Source organism: Pseudidiomarina andamanensis, assembly GCF_009734345.1.
GTDB classification, from domain to species: Bacteria; Pseudomonadota; Gammaproteobacteria; order Enterobacterales; family Alteromonadaceae; genus Pseudidiomarina; species Pseudidiomarina andamanensis.
The window spans coordinates 1,696,500-1,711,416 of the sequence record NZ_CP032551.1; the positions used below are offsets into that span (position 1 = coordinate 1,696,500).

The 14,917-nt window shown below is 48.1% G+C and carries 14 protein-coding genes; 12 read left to right on the plus strand and 2 right to left on the minus strand.

Going from position 1 to position 14,917, the window contains the following annotated elements; all coding sequences use genetic code 11:
* Positions 1 to 11 precede the first annotated feature (11 nt).
* Entirely contained in the window at positions 12 to 338 is a 327-nt protein-coding gene (gene metJ, locus D3795_RS08015; RefSeq protein ID WP_156267728.1) for a met regulon transcriptional regulator MetJ, read from the minus strand.
* A 206-nt stretch (positions 339 to 544) separates the two neighbouring features.
* Between metJ and metL the strand changes: the two genes are divergently transcribed.
* Entirely contained in the window at positions 545 to 2,995 is a 2,451-nt protein-coding gene (gene metL, locus D3795_RS08020) for a bifunctional aspartate kinase/homoserine dehydrogenase II (protein ID WP_156267730.1), read from the plus strand.
* Between the two features lie 22 nt (positions 2,996 to 3,017).
* On the opposite strand, the gene D3795_RS08025 is transcribed toward metL, so the two are convergent.
* Complete coding sequence (locus D3795_RS08025; protein WP_156267732.1) at positions 3,018 to 5,480, minus strand: penicillin-binding protein 1A; 2,463 nt, start codon at positions 5,478 to 5,480, stop codon at positions 3,018 to 3,020.
* 213 nt (positions 5,481 to 5,693) lie between these two features.
* Between D3795_RS08025 and pilM the strand changes: the two genes are divergently transcribed.
* The 11 genes from pilM (at position 5,694) to D3795_RS08080 (ending at position 14,913) form a co-directional block, all read left to right on the plus strand.
* Positions 5,694 to 6,761 carry a type IV pilus biogenesis protein PilM gene (pilM, locus tag D3795_RS08030; RefSeq protein WP_156267734.1) on the plus strand — a complete coding sequence of 356 codons (1,068 nt, stop codon included), beginning with the start codon at positions 5,694 to 5,696 and terminating at the stop codon, positions 6,759 to 6,761.
* The gene (locus D3795_RS08035; RefSeq protein ID WP_156267736.1) at positions 6,749 to 7,342 is read left to right on the plus strand and encodes a PilN domain-containing protein; all 594 of its coding nucleotides are present in this window, start codon (positions 6,749 to 6,751) and stop codon (positions 7,340 to 7,342) included. The genes pilM and D3795_RS08035 overlap by 13 nt, the downstream gene beginning before the upstream one ends.
* Position 7,343: 1 nt before the next feature.
* Complete coding sequence (gene pilO / locus D3795_RS08040) at positions 7,344 to 7,934, plus strand: type IV pilus inner membrane component PilO (RefSeq protein WP_156267737.1); 591 nt, start codon at positions 7,344 to 7,346, stop codon at positions 7,932 to 7,934.
* Positions 7,931 to 8,470 carry a pilus assembly protein PilP gene (locus D3795_RS08045; protein ID WP_156267739.1) on the plus strand — a complete coding sequence of 180 codons (540 nt, stop codon included), beginning with the start codon at positions 7,931 to 7,933 and terminating at the stop codon, positions 8,468 to 8,470. The genes pilO and D3795_RS08045 overlap by 4 nt, the downstream gene beginning before the upstream one ends.
* Positions 8,470 to 10,647, plus strand: a complete 2,178-nt coding sequence (locus D3795_RS08050) for a type IV pilus secretin PilQ (protein ID WP_310942437.1) — start codon at positions 8,470 to 8,472, stop codon at positions 10,645 to 10,647. The genes D3795_RS08045 and D3795_RS08050 overlap by 1 nt, the downstream gene beginning before the upstream one ends.
* A 124-nt stretch (positions 10,648 to 10,771) precedes the next feature.
* Positions 10,772 to 11,290: a shikimate kinase AroK gene (aroK, locus tag D3795_RS08055; protein ID WP_156267741.1), complete on the plus strand. Its 519-nt coding sequence runs from the start codon at positions 10,772 to 10,774 to the stop codon at positions 11,288 to 11,290.
* Between the two features lie 30 nt (positions 11,291 to 11,320).
* Positions 11,321 to 12,424, plus strand: coding sequence for a 3-dehydroquinate synthase (gene aroB / locus D3795_RS08060; protein WP_156267743.1), 1,104 nt, complete (start codon positions 11,321 to 11,323; stop codon positions 12,422 to 12,424).
* Positions 12,425 to 12,439: 15 nt separating this feature from the next.
* Positions 12,440 to 13,318: a Dam family site-specific DNA-(adenine-N6)-methyltransferase gene (locus D3795_RS08065; protein WP_156267745.1), complete on the plus strand. Its 879-nt coding sequence runs from the start codon at positions 12,440 to 12,442 to the stop codon at positions 13,316 to 13,318.
* Complete coding sequence (locus D3795_RS08070) at positions 13,315 to 13,761, plus strand: GNAT family N-acetyltransferase (protein ID WP_156267747.1); 447 nt, start codon at positions 13,315 to 13,317, stop codon at positions 13,759 to 13,761. Before D3795_RS08065 ends, D3795_RS08070 begins: the two co-directional genes overlap by 4 nt.
* Positions 13,758 to 14,438 (plus strand): class I SAM-dependent methyltransferase, encoded by a 681-nt coding sequence (locus D3795_RS08075; protein WP_156267749.1) that lies wholly within the window; start codon positions 13,758 to 13,760, stop codon positions 14,436 to 14,438. Before D3795_RS08070 ends, D3795_RS08075 begins: the two co-directional genes overlap by 4 nt.
* Positions 14,431 to 14,913 (plus strand): peroxiredoxin, encoded by a 483-nt coding sequence (locus tag D3795_RS08080; protein ID WP_156269056.1) that lies wholly within the window; start codon positions 14,431 to 14,433, stop codon positions 14,911 to 14,913. The genes D3795_RS08075 and D3795_RS08080 overlap by 8 nt, the downstream gene beginning before the upstream one ends.
* Positions 14,914 to 14,917 lie beyond the last annotated feature (4 nt).

Sequence of the window (14,917 nt, forward strand, 5' to 3'; positions counted from 1 at the left end):
CAGCTTTTTTATTATTCGACGTCGTCGCTTATGTCTTCAGGAATGGGTAACCCGCGACGCTGCAATTCTTCACGCACCGCTCTTGGAATTTTATTGGGGTTATCTTTGCGAAGGTCATCATCGGTTGGTAGCGGTTGCCCGGTAAATGCATGCAAAAATGCTTCGCATAACAATTCACTATTGGTGGCATGACGCAGGTTCTTTACTTGGCGACGGGTTCGCTCATCAGTGAGTACTTTGAGTACACGTGTAGGAATTGACACGGTGATTTTCTTCACGTGCTCGCTTTTTTTCCCGTGTTCAACATACGGGTAAATATAATCGCCGTCCCATTCCATACTGCACCTCGTGTTCAATGTGTGACTAAAAGACCCTGCACAATGTGTTGAATTGTACTGGTGAAATTGGCACAGTCAACTTTATACGCATAGCTGTCTATACGTCTTTTTGTGCTAACCTTGCGTAATGACGCTTTATTGGCACTACAACGCGCCGTATAATCGAGTTTTTATTTTCTTTTCTCACAGGAGAGCGCACACGCATCATGACGGTTGAGGTTCAGGTTACCCCAGAGCAGATACAAGCTGTAGCCGATACGGTTCAGGTTCACAAATTTGGTGGCAGCAGCTTAGCTGATGCTTATTGTTACCGTCGCGTAGCGCGCATTGTCACTGAATATGCTGGTGCCAGCGATTTAGTGGTGGTTTCCGCTGCCGGTGATACTACCAATCGAATTCTCGCCATTATTGACGCGAAGGCCGACGATTTAGGCGTCGCCGAAGTGCTATTAAAGCAGCTCGAAAAATACCAACAGGGGCTGATTACTGAGTTACTTAATGGTGATATTCAAGCCCGTGTGCTTGAGCAATCGCAGCATGATTTCAAACGTTGGTGGGCATGGCTGAATGGCGAAGAAGAAATTACCCGCCGTCCTGAGTTATTGTCATACGGCGAGCTTTGGAGTGCTCGTTTGCTGTCGGCGTTGCTACAGCAACAAGGTGTCACCTCGGATTACATTGATGCGCGCACATTCTTGGTTGCTGATGATGCGCCTGAGCCACATATTCGTGTGCCCGTTTCGCGAGCAGGCCTGTTAAATCGCATTGCGCCTCACCCTGGTACCCGCTTTATTGTCACCGGCTTTATTTGCGCCGACCCTGACGGCAACTCATTGATTCTTGGCCGTAACGGCAGTGACTATTCGGCAACGCTGGTGGGTAGCCTGATTGACTCCAAGCAAGTCACCATTTGGAAAGATGTTGCTGGTGTGTACTCTGCCGATCCCCGCAAAGTTGAGCGCGTGGTGAGCCTGCCAATTTTAGATTGGCAAGAAGCTGAAGAACTAGCCCGCTTGGGCAGCCCAGTACTGCATCCGCGTACGTTCCAACCGGTTAATCGCGAGCGTATGGTAATTGCTGTGCGTTCCAGTTTGAAAGTTGAGAATCAACAAACACGAATTGGCCAATACGAAGATACTGAACCAAAAGGTAAGGTGCTAACGTCATTAGCTGACGTGGTTTTGTTCCGAGTTGATTTAAGCGATGCCAAATTGGTCCAGCAGTTCGAAGATCTTGACCTCACCCCATTGATTAGCTGGAACGAAATTGCCCAGCACCATGCTTATTATGCTTATCACCAAAACCATTTGGAGTTTTTGGAGCGCTGGCTGGAGCAAGTCGACAAGGCCGATCACGTGGTACAAATGCAAGGCTACTCAATGATTGCGTTGGTGGGTAATCGCATTCAAGAAACTGACCAGTACAGCACCTTCAAAACTGAATTAAGTGCGCAGAGCTTGCGCCGTTTGGCATTTTCGCCAGACAGCAACGCGGTCATTGCCATTCTTGAGCAGAAGCTTGATAACCGCTTACTCAACCGCTTGCACAGTCAGCTATTTAATTACCGCCGCAGCCTTGGTGTTCTCGTAGTCGGTCGCGGCAACATCGGTAGCGCGTGGTTATCGCTCTATCGCCGTTTGCGTGAGCGTATCAATGAGCAAATGGATGTGCGTATTCTCGGCATCTTAAACTCAACGCGTATGTGGCTCGATTACAATGGTCTGGAGCTGGATGACTGGCAGGCGAGCTTCGATAAGTTCGCGCGCCCATACGAACTGAGTCAGCTCATTCCAGAGTTGCCAAATGCGCCGTGTGACGAACTCGTGATGCTCGATTTAACCGATTCTGTTGCGGTTGCTCAGCTTTACCCAAGTTTCTTTGCAAACGGGTTACACATTATTAGTGCGAACAAGCGCGCTGGTGCTTCAGGCGAATCCCAATACAATGAAATTCGTACCATTCAACGAGAGTACGAGCGTGAGTGGTATTACAACACCACAGTAGGTGCGGGTTTACCGCTGAACTATGCATTGAATGATCTACGGAACTCAGGCGATACCATTCGCAGTATTTCAGGTATTTTTTCAGGCACCATGAGTTGGTTGTTCGAAAACTTTAATTCAGAAGTGAAGTTCAGTGACCTGGTACGTGAAGCGAAAGCGCGTGGTTTGAGTGAGCCTGATCCACGTGAAGATTTAACCTGCCAAGATATCGTGCGCAAATTGCTCATTTTGGCGCGCGAAATCGGCTTGAAGTTGGACTGGAAAGACATCGATGTCGAAAGCCTTCTGCCAGAACAATTAGAAGATATTTCACTAGAAGAGTTTATGCAGCGTTTGCCTGAACTGGATGACGCCATGCATCATCTGTACACCGATGCGCAGCAGACTCAGAAAGTACCACGCTTGCTAGCAAGCTTCGCTGTGCAAGACGATGACAGCGTTCGCGCTCGTGTGGGTATTGAGTACATTCCAGAAGGTGACATGCTGGCAAACTTAATTCCAGGCGAGAATATTTTCGTGATTTATACCGACTGGTATCACGAAATGCCGTTGGTTATTAGCGGCCCAGGTGCTGGTAAAGAAGTGACTGCGGGTGGTGTTCAGTCTGACTTGAACCAGTTGCTGAGTCGTCTCAGCAACCGGCATCAAGGTTAATACCGTTCTTTAGAAGCTTGGGTTAGAAAATCGAGTCGTCGTCACTAAAGATATTTTTTGACGACGACTTCGCATCTGCATACTCTGTCGGCGCCGTGCCAGGCAAGAAATATTCGAATCGCGTGGTATAGTCATTTTTACGACTAAGCTTGCCTGTCGCCAAGTCAATGCGCGCCATCACCAAACCTGGTGGTACTTGGAATGGCTCAATCGTGGCATCTTCAAGCGCCGTTTCCATGTAATCAATCCACATCGGCAGTGCCGTTTTCGCACCTGCCTCAGTGCCTGAAATTGGCTGCTCATTACTGTCGAGATTCTCATTCATCGTGGTACTACCAAGTGCACGCTCAAGGTTATCAAAACCAACCCATGCGGTTGTCACAAGACCACTCACAAACCCAGAGAACCAGGTATCTTTGACATCGTTCGTAGTACCTGTTTTGCCGACAATGTTACGCCCTGCTAAATCGACAATTGGTTTTGAGCGTTGAATTCGCCATGCAGTACCATTCCAACCAGTACGATGCTGCCAGCTACCGCCACCCCATACTGCTGAATTCATCGCTTCAGTAACTAAGTAAGCATTCTGCTCAGAGATAACTTGCGGTGCTTGCACCACTTCTCGTGTTTCTTCTTCACAAAGTACGCAAGCAACCGCTGGACGAGCGGTATAAACCACCTCGTCGTTGTTATCGACAATACGTTCAATAAAGTATGGATTAACCAAGTAACCGCCATTTGCAAACACCGCGTAGCCGCGTGCGACTTCTAATGGCGTCATGGAGGCTGAACCGAGCGACAACGACTCGTTGCGTGGCAATTCATCAATGGCAAAGCCAAACCGCGTTAAATACTCAACCGTCGTATCAATGCCCATCGAACGCATCAAGCGCACCGATACAACGTTCTTCGATTTCGCCAGCGCTTGGCGAACACGAATAGGCCCTTCGTATACATCAGGTGAATTACGCGGACGCCAAGCAATACCACTACCCGGATTCCATTGATTGATTGGTGCATCGTTTACTAACGTCGCTAACGTAAAGCCGTTCTCAAGCGCTGCTGAATAAATAAACGGCTTAATGTTTGAACCAGCTTGACGTTCGGCCTGAATGGCACGGTTGTATTGGCTGATAGCAAAGCTGTAACCACCCACCGCGGCAGCGATACTACCGTCCTGCGGGCGCAGTGAAATAATGGCGCCACTTGGCTCTGGTATTTGTGCTAAGCGAAGCCCTTGCTCAGTGCCACGGATACGGATGAGTTCGCCCGGCGCCAAAACATCTGCAGCCACTTGCGGCGCTGGCCCTTGACGATCAGCGTGCATATAAGGACGTGCCCAAGCAAGTCCTGACCATGGTAATTCGCGTGGCTCGCCACTGGCGGTTAATACCTGCGCAGATTGCTCAGAAACACTCAAAACGACCGCTGGAACGGTCAATCCAATTGATTCTTGGTTACGCAGGAACTCACGAATCGCATCAATTTCCCAAGCGTCTTCATTTGGTTGCCAAAGCACTTGCTCCGCACCACGGTAACCGTGACGTTCGTCGTAACCATGCAAATTCAACTGCACCGCTCGCTGTGCCGCACGCTGCTGCTTCGCATTCACCGTAGTGTAAACCTTAAAGCCAGAGTTGTAGGCAGCGTCTTCGCCATAACGCGCTACCATGTCGGCTCGCACCATTTCCGCCAAATACGGCGCACTCATGGTCACTTCGGCGCCGTGCAAACGTGTGTCGATGGGTTCAGCTAACGCAGCTTCATAATCAGCTTCAGTAATGACGTTTTCATCCAGCATTCGACCGAGTACCACAGCTCGGCGTTCACGCGCGCGCTCAGGGTTCGAAATAGGATTCATGGTAGACGGAGCTTTTGGTAAACCTGCGATCATTGCCATCTGCGCGAGGGTTAAATCTTGCACATCTTTACCGTAATAAACTTGTGCTGCGGCGCCAACGCCGTGAGCGCGGTGACCGAAAGTGATTTTATTCAGGTACAGCTCTAAGATTTCATCTTTGCTGAGCTCTTTTTCCATGCGCAATGAAATAAATGCTTCTTTTATTTTTCGCGTCCAGGTTTGCTCAAAGCTCAAATAAAAATTTCGCGCTAACTGCTGCGTGATGGTACTACCGCCACCTTGTATTTCACCTGTACTAATTAGTAGAGCGAAAGCGCGCGCAACCCCGATAGGATCAATACCGAAGTGATCGTAAAAGCGTTGATCTTCGGTAGCGAGAAAAGCATTGATAAGTGGTTGAGGAATATCTTCTAATTTGAGAGGAATTCGACGAATTTCGCCGAACTGCGCAATCATTTCGCCGTCGGATGAATAAACCTGCATTGGTGTTTGCAAGCGTACTTCTTTGAGTTCAGCCACACTCGGTAAGTCGTCTTCCCAGTAGAAGTACAAACCAGCTACGGCTATGGAACCCAAAATAGCCAGCGCCACTCCGACGCCAAGCACCCACTTAAAAATCTTCAATGAAAGCCCCTTTTATTCCTTTCGACTATACTGTTTTACAGGTTGCGCAATTATCGTTCATATTATAGAAAGATAAGGACAGAAACGTAATGTTTATTTAGATTGTGCAAAGAACTTTGCACAATGCTTACCTTTCTGCTTAATATGAGGTTCGGCATAGAACAATTTTAATAATATAATGCCATCAATACCGGTCCAATTCAGGGGAGCATTATGGGGCTATTTGGTCTGGGAAAAAAGCCAGGTCTGGGAATTGATATCGCTTCGGATGCAGTAAAGGCAATTGAACTCGTGCCTAGCGGCGATACTTACGACATTACACATGTTGCAGAAGTATCACTTCCAAAGAATTTAATTACAGACGACGAAATTTCGGATATCGAGAAGCTTGCTAAGATGATTACGCAGGTGCGTAAGCGTATGGGCAGCACGCGTGTCGCTGTGGCCGCCGTATCAGGTACGCAAGCAATATCGAAGCAGGTGCCGATGAGTCTCGATTTAGATGATGAAGCCATTGCTGAGAAAATTGAAAGTGAGGCTGAAGCGCTTATCCCGTTCCCCATTAACGAAGTGCGTTACGATTTCGAAAGCCTTGGTGAGCATCAAACCATGCCAGGGCAGCAACGCGTTCTCGTTACTGCAACCCGAACCATCAGTGTCGACAGCCGCGTTCAAGCGCTTGAAGGCGCAGGCTACAAAGTTGCCATTATGGATGTCGACAACCAAGCCATCACTCGCGCTTGCAGTCATTTATTACCGCACATGCACCCTGAGGTGCTTGAGAGCAAGTTGCCGTATTTGATACTCGATATCAGCACCAGCGCCATTCAAATTATTGTTGTCCATCAAGGTGAGGTTGCGTTTCAACGCCCACAATCTGGTGGTTTAACACCGTTACTGAGTGCGCTTGACGAAGACGGTAGCATCGACCATGGCGAGATTATGGCGAAGCTCCGCTCTGGTGATATTGACGATTTTCCAACGCTGATTATTCAAGACTTCTTGAGTAACCTGTGGAACCAAGTTAGCCGTAACGTTCAGATATATCAAAGCAATGCTGCTGACAAAGGCTTTGCCGCTATCTTGTTGATAAACACTGGCGCCATGCTGCCGATGATTACCGAAGCCTTGAGCGAACAAGTTGAGTACCCTGTACATGCACTAAACCCCTTTGAGCATTTTATTTTGCCAAGTAAGTTTTCGCATTTACAAAATCACGGGCCACGTTTCGTTGAATCGATTGGCCTTGCGCTACGGAGTTTTGCAACATGGCACATGTAAACCTACTCCCTTGGCGCGAAACAGCTCGCCAACGCGCGAAAACCCGCTTCGGCATTCATGCTGGTGTCGCCGTTGGTATTGCCGGAATTATCTTTGGTGCTGCCTACATGGTCATTGGTGATTACAAGAGCTACCAGCAGCGGCGTAATAACTTCTTACAGTCACAAATTCAAATTCTTGATGCACAAATTGCTGAAATCAACAGCATTAACAAGAAGAAACAAGAAATTTTGAATCGGATTAAGCTGATTCAATCGCTGCATGAAGATCGGAATACAGCCATTACTATCTTTAATGAATTGACTGAGCGTACGCCAGATGGGGTTTATCTGCATTCACTTGAAAAACGCGATTTGCAGCTGATCATTAGTGGTCGTAGCATCTCAAATAATCGAGTTTCTGAATTTTTACGTGATTTGAAATCATCTGCCGTATTCGCCGATCCCGAATTACGCAATGTTGTTTCAGCGAGCTCAGGTTCGCGCAGCAGAGCACGCGGCATTGACGCGAACTCAGATTACGATGCATTTTCATTGGTGGTGACGATTGTTCCACCAACAACCACGGAGGCGAAGAAATAATATGAGTATGGATAGCCTACGTGAACTCGATATTAACGAATTGCCATTCTGGCCACGCCCATTCCGAATTGCCATTTTAGTGATTATTGCAATTGCGGTACTTGGTCTTAGCTATCATTTTATTTTAGCCGACGAATGGGCTAGCTATAAACGCGAAGTCGCAAAAGAATCGCAATTAAAACTAGATTACCAAACCAAGTATCAAACAGCGGTTAATCTACCGTTGTATCGGAAACAGCTTGAGCAGCTAAACAGCGATCTTGAAACGCTATTAGCAATGTTACCGAACGATGATGAAACGCCAAAATTGTTAGATGACATTAGTTTAATTGGTACCAAAAGTGGCTTGCGATTTGATCGTATTGAATGGCTGATGCCACAACCACGCGAGTTTTATACAGCACTGCCAATGCGAATTGAACTCAAAGGTGCTTATCATCAAATTGGTGATTTTGTCGGACAGATGTCGAGCCTTGATCGCATCATTAGTGTGAAAGATTTCAAAATGCAGTTACAAGACGAAGAAGGCACTTTGAGCCTGTCGGTTAATGCCGAGACTTATCGTCAACAAACGTTGAGGGCGCAACCATGATGAAAAAATTAGTGGTGTCGCTGGCTGCGTTTGGTTTATTAGCAGGCTGCGCACCAACTGGGCATCAAGATCTAGAGCAGTTTACTGCCGAGGTTCAGCAAAATGCAAAACCAGGTATTAGCCCACCTCCTGAATTGCCGGAGCTCGAGCGCATTCAATATACTGGCGCAGATATTCGCAACCCGTTCCAGCCTACCCCGTTGCGCGATAACACAGCACAAGCTGCTGGTCAGAACTGTCCGCAACCGACACTAGGCTCACCGAAAGGCGGCTTAGAGGGTGTTGCGTTAGACCAGTTAGCGTTGAGTGGCACCATGCGTTCTGGCAACGGCCAATTACTCGCCCTGTTGGTCTCGAACGAGGGTAAATTATTCCGCGTACAACGTGGTGATTTTATTGGTCTTGATAACGGCCGCATCACTGCAATTACTCCACAACAAATTTCGATTCGTGAATGGTTAGCAACTGGCGATGGTTGCTGGCAACAACGCGACGTATCGTTAACCTTGCTGAACTCGCAAAGGAGCTCGAACTAATGAAGCACTTAATCCGTACCTTATGTCTACTGCTGTTGATGCCCCTTGCGGTGTCGGCCAATGAGCTCTTACGGGTTGAGCAGATTGCGCTAAATAAAGATCGATTTAATCTTGAAGCGCACTTTTCAAAACGTGTCGAGTCGCCTGTTGTTACCCGTAGCAGTAATAAGAATCTTCATGAGTTTTTATTACTTGGTACTAGCGCCAACATGCCTAATGGCCGTTTAGACCTGCCCAATCACCCGTTACTTGACTATGTCGAGGTTGAACAACAACGCGAAGACCTTATGCTGCGCGTTTATACCAAAAAGCCACTCGAAAACCTGATGAGTCGCTTTGGCGAAGTGATGGTTTTAGTGTTTGTCGCACCGAAAGACGGTAGTGAACCAGCTCAATCGACAGCTACTCCGGCTGCTGATAAGCCTGCTGCAAGCAAGCCAGCTCCTGCGAAGCCTGCGCCTGCCAAGCCCGCGAAACCAGAACCAGAGAAAGCTGTTGAAAGTAAGCCTGCACCGGCGAAAACAGCACCAGTGAAAGCGGAAACAAGTAAGCCCGCTGAGAAACCACGTGCTGAGGTTCGTACCGATAGCAAGCAAGTACCTGAAAAAGCAGCGGTAACCAACATCAATTTCTTCCGCTTACCGAACGATGTGGGGCAAGTGAGTATTGCCTTAAACAAAGACAATGTTGAACACGAAGCACGTATGCGCGGTAACGAGCTTGAGTTAGTTCTTTACGATACCGAGTTACCAGAAGACCTTTTATATGTGCTTGATGTGAGCCAATTTGCAACGCCCGTGGCTTATGTTGAAACCTTCCGTGATGGTCGTCATAGTCGCATTAAAATTGTTGGTAAGCGTAAATTTAAACATCAACTTGAGCAAATTGATGGTTACTTACGTTTAAACCTTGCCGAAGCGCCACAAGTGGATGCGCAAGAAGCCACCGCAAAATCAAGTCAAAAACCAATCTCGCTGAACTTCCAAGACGTTCCAGTACGTCAGTTATTACAAATTTTAGCTGACGAGAATAACTTGAACTTGGTTGCGAGTGAATCAGTGCAAGGTAACATCACGTTACGCTTAGAGAACGTGCCTTGGGAACGTGCACTTGAAACAATTCTACGCGTGAAAGGCCTCGACAAGCGTTATGACGAGAACATTCTGATTGTTGCTCCAGCTGCAGAACTTGCACAACGCGAAGCCGAACAACTAGAAAGCCAGCAACGCATGCAAGAACTCGCACCACTAGAGAGTTCTTACATTCAAATTAACTATGCAAAAGCCGAAGAGATTGCGCAGATTCTGCGTACTGACAGCTCAGATCTGCTGTCAACACGCGGCGCAGTGACTGTTGATGAGCGTACGAACACCTTATTAGTGCGCGATACGCCAGAACAGATTGATACGGTGAAAGCGATGGTTGCAGTGCTTGATGTGCCTGTGAAGCAAGTCATTATTGAAGCTCGCATGGTCACCGTACGAGATAATATTAGTGATGAGCTTGGTATTCGTTGGGGAATTACCGAACCTGCATTAGATACTTCAGTGCCACCACCGTGGGGTACTGGTACCAACGTTACTGGCGATTTCAATGTGAACTTACCAATCGCTTCACCGGCAGCCACTATTGGTTTCCAGGTTGCGAAGCTCGCAGACGGCCGATTACTTGACCTTGAATTGTCAGCTCTTGAGCGTGAGAACAAAGGTGAGATTATTGCTAGCCCGCGTATCACTACGGCTAACCAGAAAGAAGCCTACATTGAACAAGGTACTGAAATTCCATACGTTGAGAGTGCTTCTTCAGGTGCAACGTCTGTTCAGTTCAAAAAGGCCGTGTTGGGCTTGACTGTGACGCCGCAAATCACGCCTGATAATCGTGTGATACTTGATTTAGTGATTACCCAAAATACGCGTGGTGAAACGGTAAGCACGCCAACCGGTCCTGCGGTATCCATTGATACGCAAGAGATCAGCACGCAGGTGTTGGTTGAGAACGGTGAAACGATTGTATTGGGTGGTATTTATCAGCAACAAATCTTGAACGATATTTCAAAAGTACCGTTGCTGGGTGATATTCCTTACGTTGGTGTGTTGTTCCGTACCGACAGCCAAGTTAACGAAAAGCGTGAATTGTTAATTTTCGTCACGCCTCGAATTGTAACGAATACGCCGTAAACCTTGCTTATGTAGCTGTGACTTGCGATAATCGCGCATCTTTTTGGTTGGGTAAAGGAAGGTCTTGAGACACTCCGGATTCCGTGAGTCACAGCTAGTTAAATAAGTGAAGTAACACATCAATATGGCTGAAAAACGTAACATTTTCTTAGTGGGCCCTATGGGCGCTGGTAAAAGCACAATTGGGCGACAACTAGCCCGACAACTCCATCTCGAATTTTTTGATTCTGACACCGAAATCGAACGTCGTACCGGCGCCGATATCGCTTGGGTGTTTGAGTTAGAAGGCGAAGATGGCTTTCGCTTACGCGAAGAAAAAGTTATCGAAGAACTCACAGAGAACACCGGTATCGTGCTCGCGACTGGTGGCGGCTCTATCTTAAGCAAAGAAAGCCGTAACCGACTTTCAGCTCGAGGCGTGGTGGTGTATCTGCAAACGACTATTGAGAAGCAGCTCGCCCGTACACAACGCGACAAACGCCGCCCATTGATTGCTGAGGCAGATAATCCGCGTGAAGTGCTCGAGAACCTCGCTGAATTACGGAATCCGCTGTATGAAGAAATTGCTGACATTGTTGTGCGTACAGACGAACAAAGCACCAAGGTTGTGATTGATCAAATTATCGAAAAAGTAGGTTTATAACTTACTAGGCTTTTTATTTCGGAGGCGCTCATGCAGAACACCACACAGCAAATCATCGTGGGTTTGGGTGAGCGCAGCTATCCTATCGATATTGGTGCAGGGTTGCTCTCGCGCACACCTTTGTTCGAGCAACTACCACAACAAGTCTTACTTCTCTCAAACACCGTGGTTGACCCGTTGTATGGCGACCAAGTACGCGCGAAATTAGAGCAGCATACACTCGTCACGCACCTCATTGAGGATGGTGAAAGCGCCAAAAGCTTCACCAATTTTGAAGCCATAATAGACACATTAATTCGTCACAACTTTAACCGTGACTGCGCCATCATTGCGCTCGGCGGGGGTGTTGTCGGCGATTTAGCCGGCTTTGTTGCGGCAACGTACCAACGCGGTGTCGCTTTCTATCAAATTCCGACCACGCTGTTAGCACAAGTCGACTCATCGGTTGGTGGCAAAACCGCAATTAATCACACCGGTGGTAAAAATTTGGTTGGTGCGTTTTATCAACCACAAGCCGTGTTGATTGATACCGACTGCTTGAAGACGCTAAACGCACGTGATTATGCCTGTGGCTTAGCCGAAGTGGTGAAGTACGGCATCATTGCTGATGCTGAGTTCTTTGCTTGGTTAGAAGCACATCAGAACGAACTGAATAAACGCGATGCAGCAGCGCTGACCTACGCCATCCAACGTAGTTGCGAAATTAAGGCTGAAGTCGTTGCAGCTGATGAACGCGAGCAATCGGTGCGCGCACTCTTGAACCTCGGTCACACCTTTGGCCATGCCATTGAGGCGGCTCATTATGAAAGTTGGAGACACGGCGAAGCAGTTGCCGCCGGCACCATCGTTGCTGCGTACCTGATGCATCAACAAGGCCGACTCAGTAGTCATGAGTTCACCCGCATCGAAACACTCTTGCAACAACTAAATTTGCCGATACGTGCCCCAGAAATGCCATTAGAGCGCTGGCAGACCTTCATGCAACGTGATAAAAAAGTACAAGCCGGTGTGGTTCGGTTAGTGCTACCAACAGCTATCGGACAAGCATGTCTTGAGCCTTGGTCAGATTGGCAAGCAATTGGTAATGCCATTGCGGCCATGAGCCACCCAGAAGCACACAGCCCTTTATTATAAAATGAGCCGAGTAGCATGACGAAGCAGCGCGCCTTTCTGAAATGGGCAGGCGGTAAGTACAACCTCATTGAGTCAATCACCGCGGTTTTGCCTGAAGGCAATAAGCTGATTGAGCCATTTGTTGGCGCTGGCTCAGTATTTCTGAATACTGACTATCCGAAATACTTACTCAACGATGTGAATCCTGACTTAATCACCCTGTTTAAGTTTGTGAAGCGGCGCCCAAAGCGTTTCATTGAAGACGCTCGTAAGTTGTTTTGCATGGCGAACAACACGCCAGAGGCATACTATGCGCTGCGCCAACAGTTTAATGCCAGTACTGACCCGTACGAGCGTTCGTTGTTGTTCTTGTATCTCAATCGCCACGGTTATAACGGGTTGTGTCGCTATAATTTATCGGGCCAGTTCAATGTTCCGTTTGGACAATACCAGCGTCCGTATTTCCCCCAGGCAGAGATTGAGTTTTTCGCCGAAAAAGCACAGCGTGCGACATTTACTTGCATGGGCTTTGAGCAAGTATTTCGTCGAGCGCGCAAAGGCGATGTGGTTTATTGCGATCCGCCCTATGCACCGCTGAGTTTAACCGCGAACTTTACCAGTTATGCTTGTGGTGGCTTTGGTATGGATGACCAAACCGAATTAGCTCGTCGTGCAGAACATACGGCGAGAAAACGAGGCATTCCGGTGGTTATTAGTAATCACGACACTGAGTTTACTCGGTTACTTTATAAAAAAGCCGAATTAGAAAGCCTGCAAGTGGCGCGGTTCATTAGCCCGAAAGGCGATAGCCGCGGCAAGGTTGCGGAACTCTTGGCGCTGTATCAGCATGACCGCAATAATGTTGTTGCCCTTACCCCGGAAATAAGACCTGAATTACGGAAGCGTTTACGATGAACTGGCAGTTAAAATCTTTTGCTGAACTCTCGATCACCGAGCTGTATGACATTATTCAACGCCGCGAACAGGTGTTTGTGGTGGAGCAAACCTGCCCCTATTTAGATGCCGATGGTAGTGATGTTAACGCCCTGCATTTGTGGGCCGATAGCGATACAGAAACAGTCGTTGCCTACGCTCGTATCTTTCTTGGCGAAGGTAGTGATGGCTACAGCCGTATCGGTCGTGTTCTCACTGCACAGTCGGTTCGTCGTTTGGGGTTGGGTCGCGAGCTAATGCAACGCGCACTGGATGTTTGCCATACCTATACACCACAACTGCCAATTCGCTTAGGCGCCCAAGTGTATTTGCGCGCATTCTATGAAAGCTTTGGCTTTGTTGCCATTAGCGAAGAATACTTGGAAGACGACATTCCGCACATTGATATGGAACGTCAACCATGAGCGACACCCCATCCGACAGCGCCTTCGTTCTTGAACAAAGCGCGGAAGGGTTACAACTACGTTGGTTAGACCAACCAAAAATGCACCCGCTGCGCATTGATTTCTTAACTGGTAAAACCGCCTTTCGTGCGGCGCAAGCGCGCATCAAAGATGAAGCCATTGCGCGTGCCTGTGGTCTTAGCAAACTAAAAAACCCAAGCATTTTAGACGCAACGGCAGGCCTAGGTCGCGATGCGCAAGTGTTAGCACAATTAGGCGCAACCGTTGGCTTAAACGAACGCCACCCGATTGTGAAGCAGCTACTTGCCGACGCCTTAACACGGTTACATCAAGCCATGCCAGAGTGGCAGCATCGGCTATACTTGGTAGACGTAAGCAGCTTAGACGACATTGAAGACGACAGCTTTGACGTGGTTTATTTGGACCCGATGTACCCTAAAGGTGATCGCAAAGCCAAAGCAGCCGTAAAGAAAGACATGCAAATGTTTCAGCAGCTTGTCGGCGCCGATGAAGATGCCGATGAATTGTTGCAACCTGCGCTACGAATAGCTCGTCAGCGGGTGGTGGTAAAGCGCCCCCAGCATGCTGACTTTTTAGCGGGTGTTTCGCCGCATGCCCAAGTGGTTAGCAAGAAACACCGCTTTGACCTTTATTTTCCGGAGCAACATGATGATTAAAACGAATGACAGAATTCCTGCTGGTACGCTAACTGCGCTTGGCGAAGTAGGTATGCAGCAATTTAACCCTGCTGAGTTATTTGCCAAAGGCACCCACGTGTTATTTGCCGTACCGGGCGCGTTCACTCCAACCTGTTCTGAAAAGCATTTACCAAGCTTTGTGAAGCACGCCAATGACTTGCGCGCGCAAGGCGTTCAAACCATTGCTTGCGTGGCGGTCAACGACGCTTTTGTGATGAAAGCTTGGGGCAAGGCGCTAAATGTTGATGATAGCGTGATGCTGCTTGCAGACGGCGATGCGTCGTATCACCAACAATTGGGTTTAATTAAAGAAACCGGCAGCTTTGGCGGTACCCGCGCTGAGCGATATGCCATGGTCATTACCGACGGCGTTATCACCCATTTGTTTGTTGAAGACGAGAAAACCTACGGCGTCAGTAGCGCTGAGCACGTGCTCGAAGCCCTGCAAGGTTAATGCC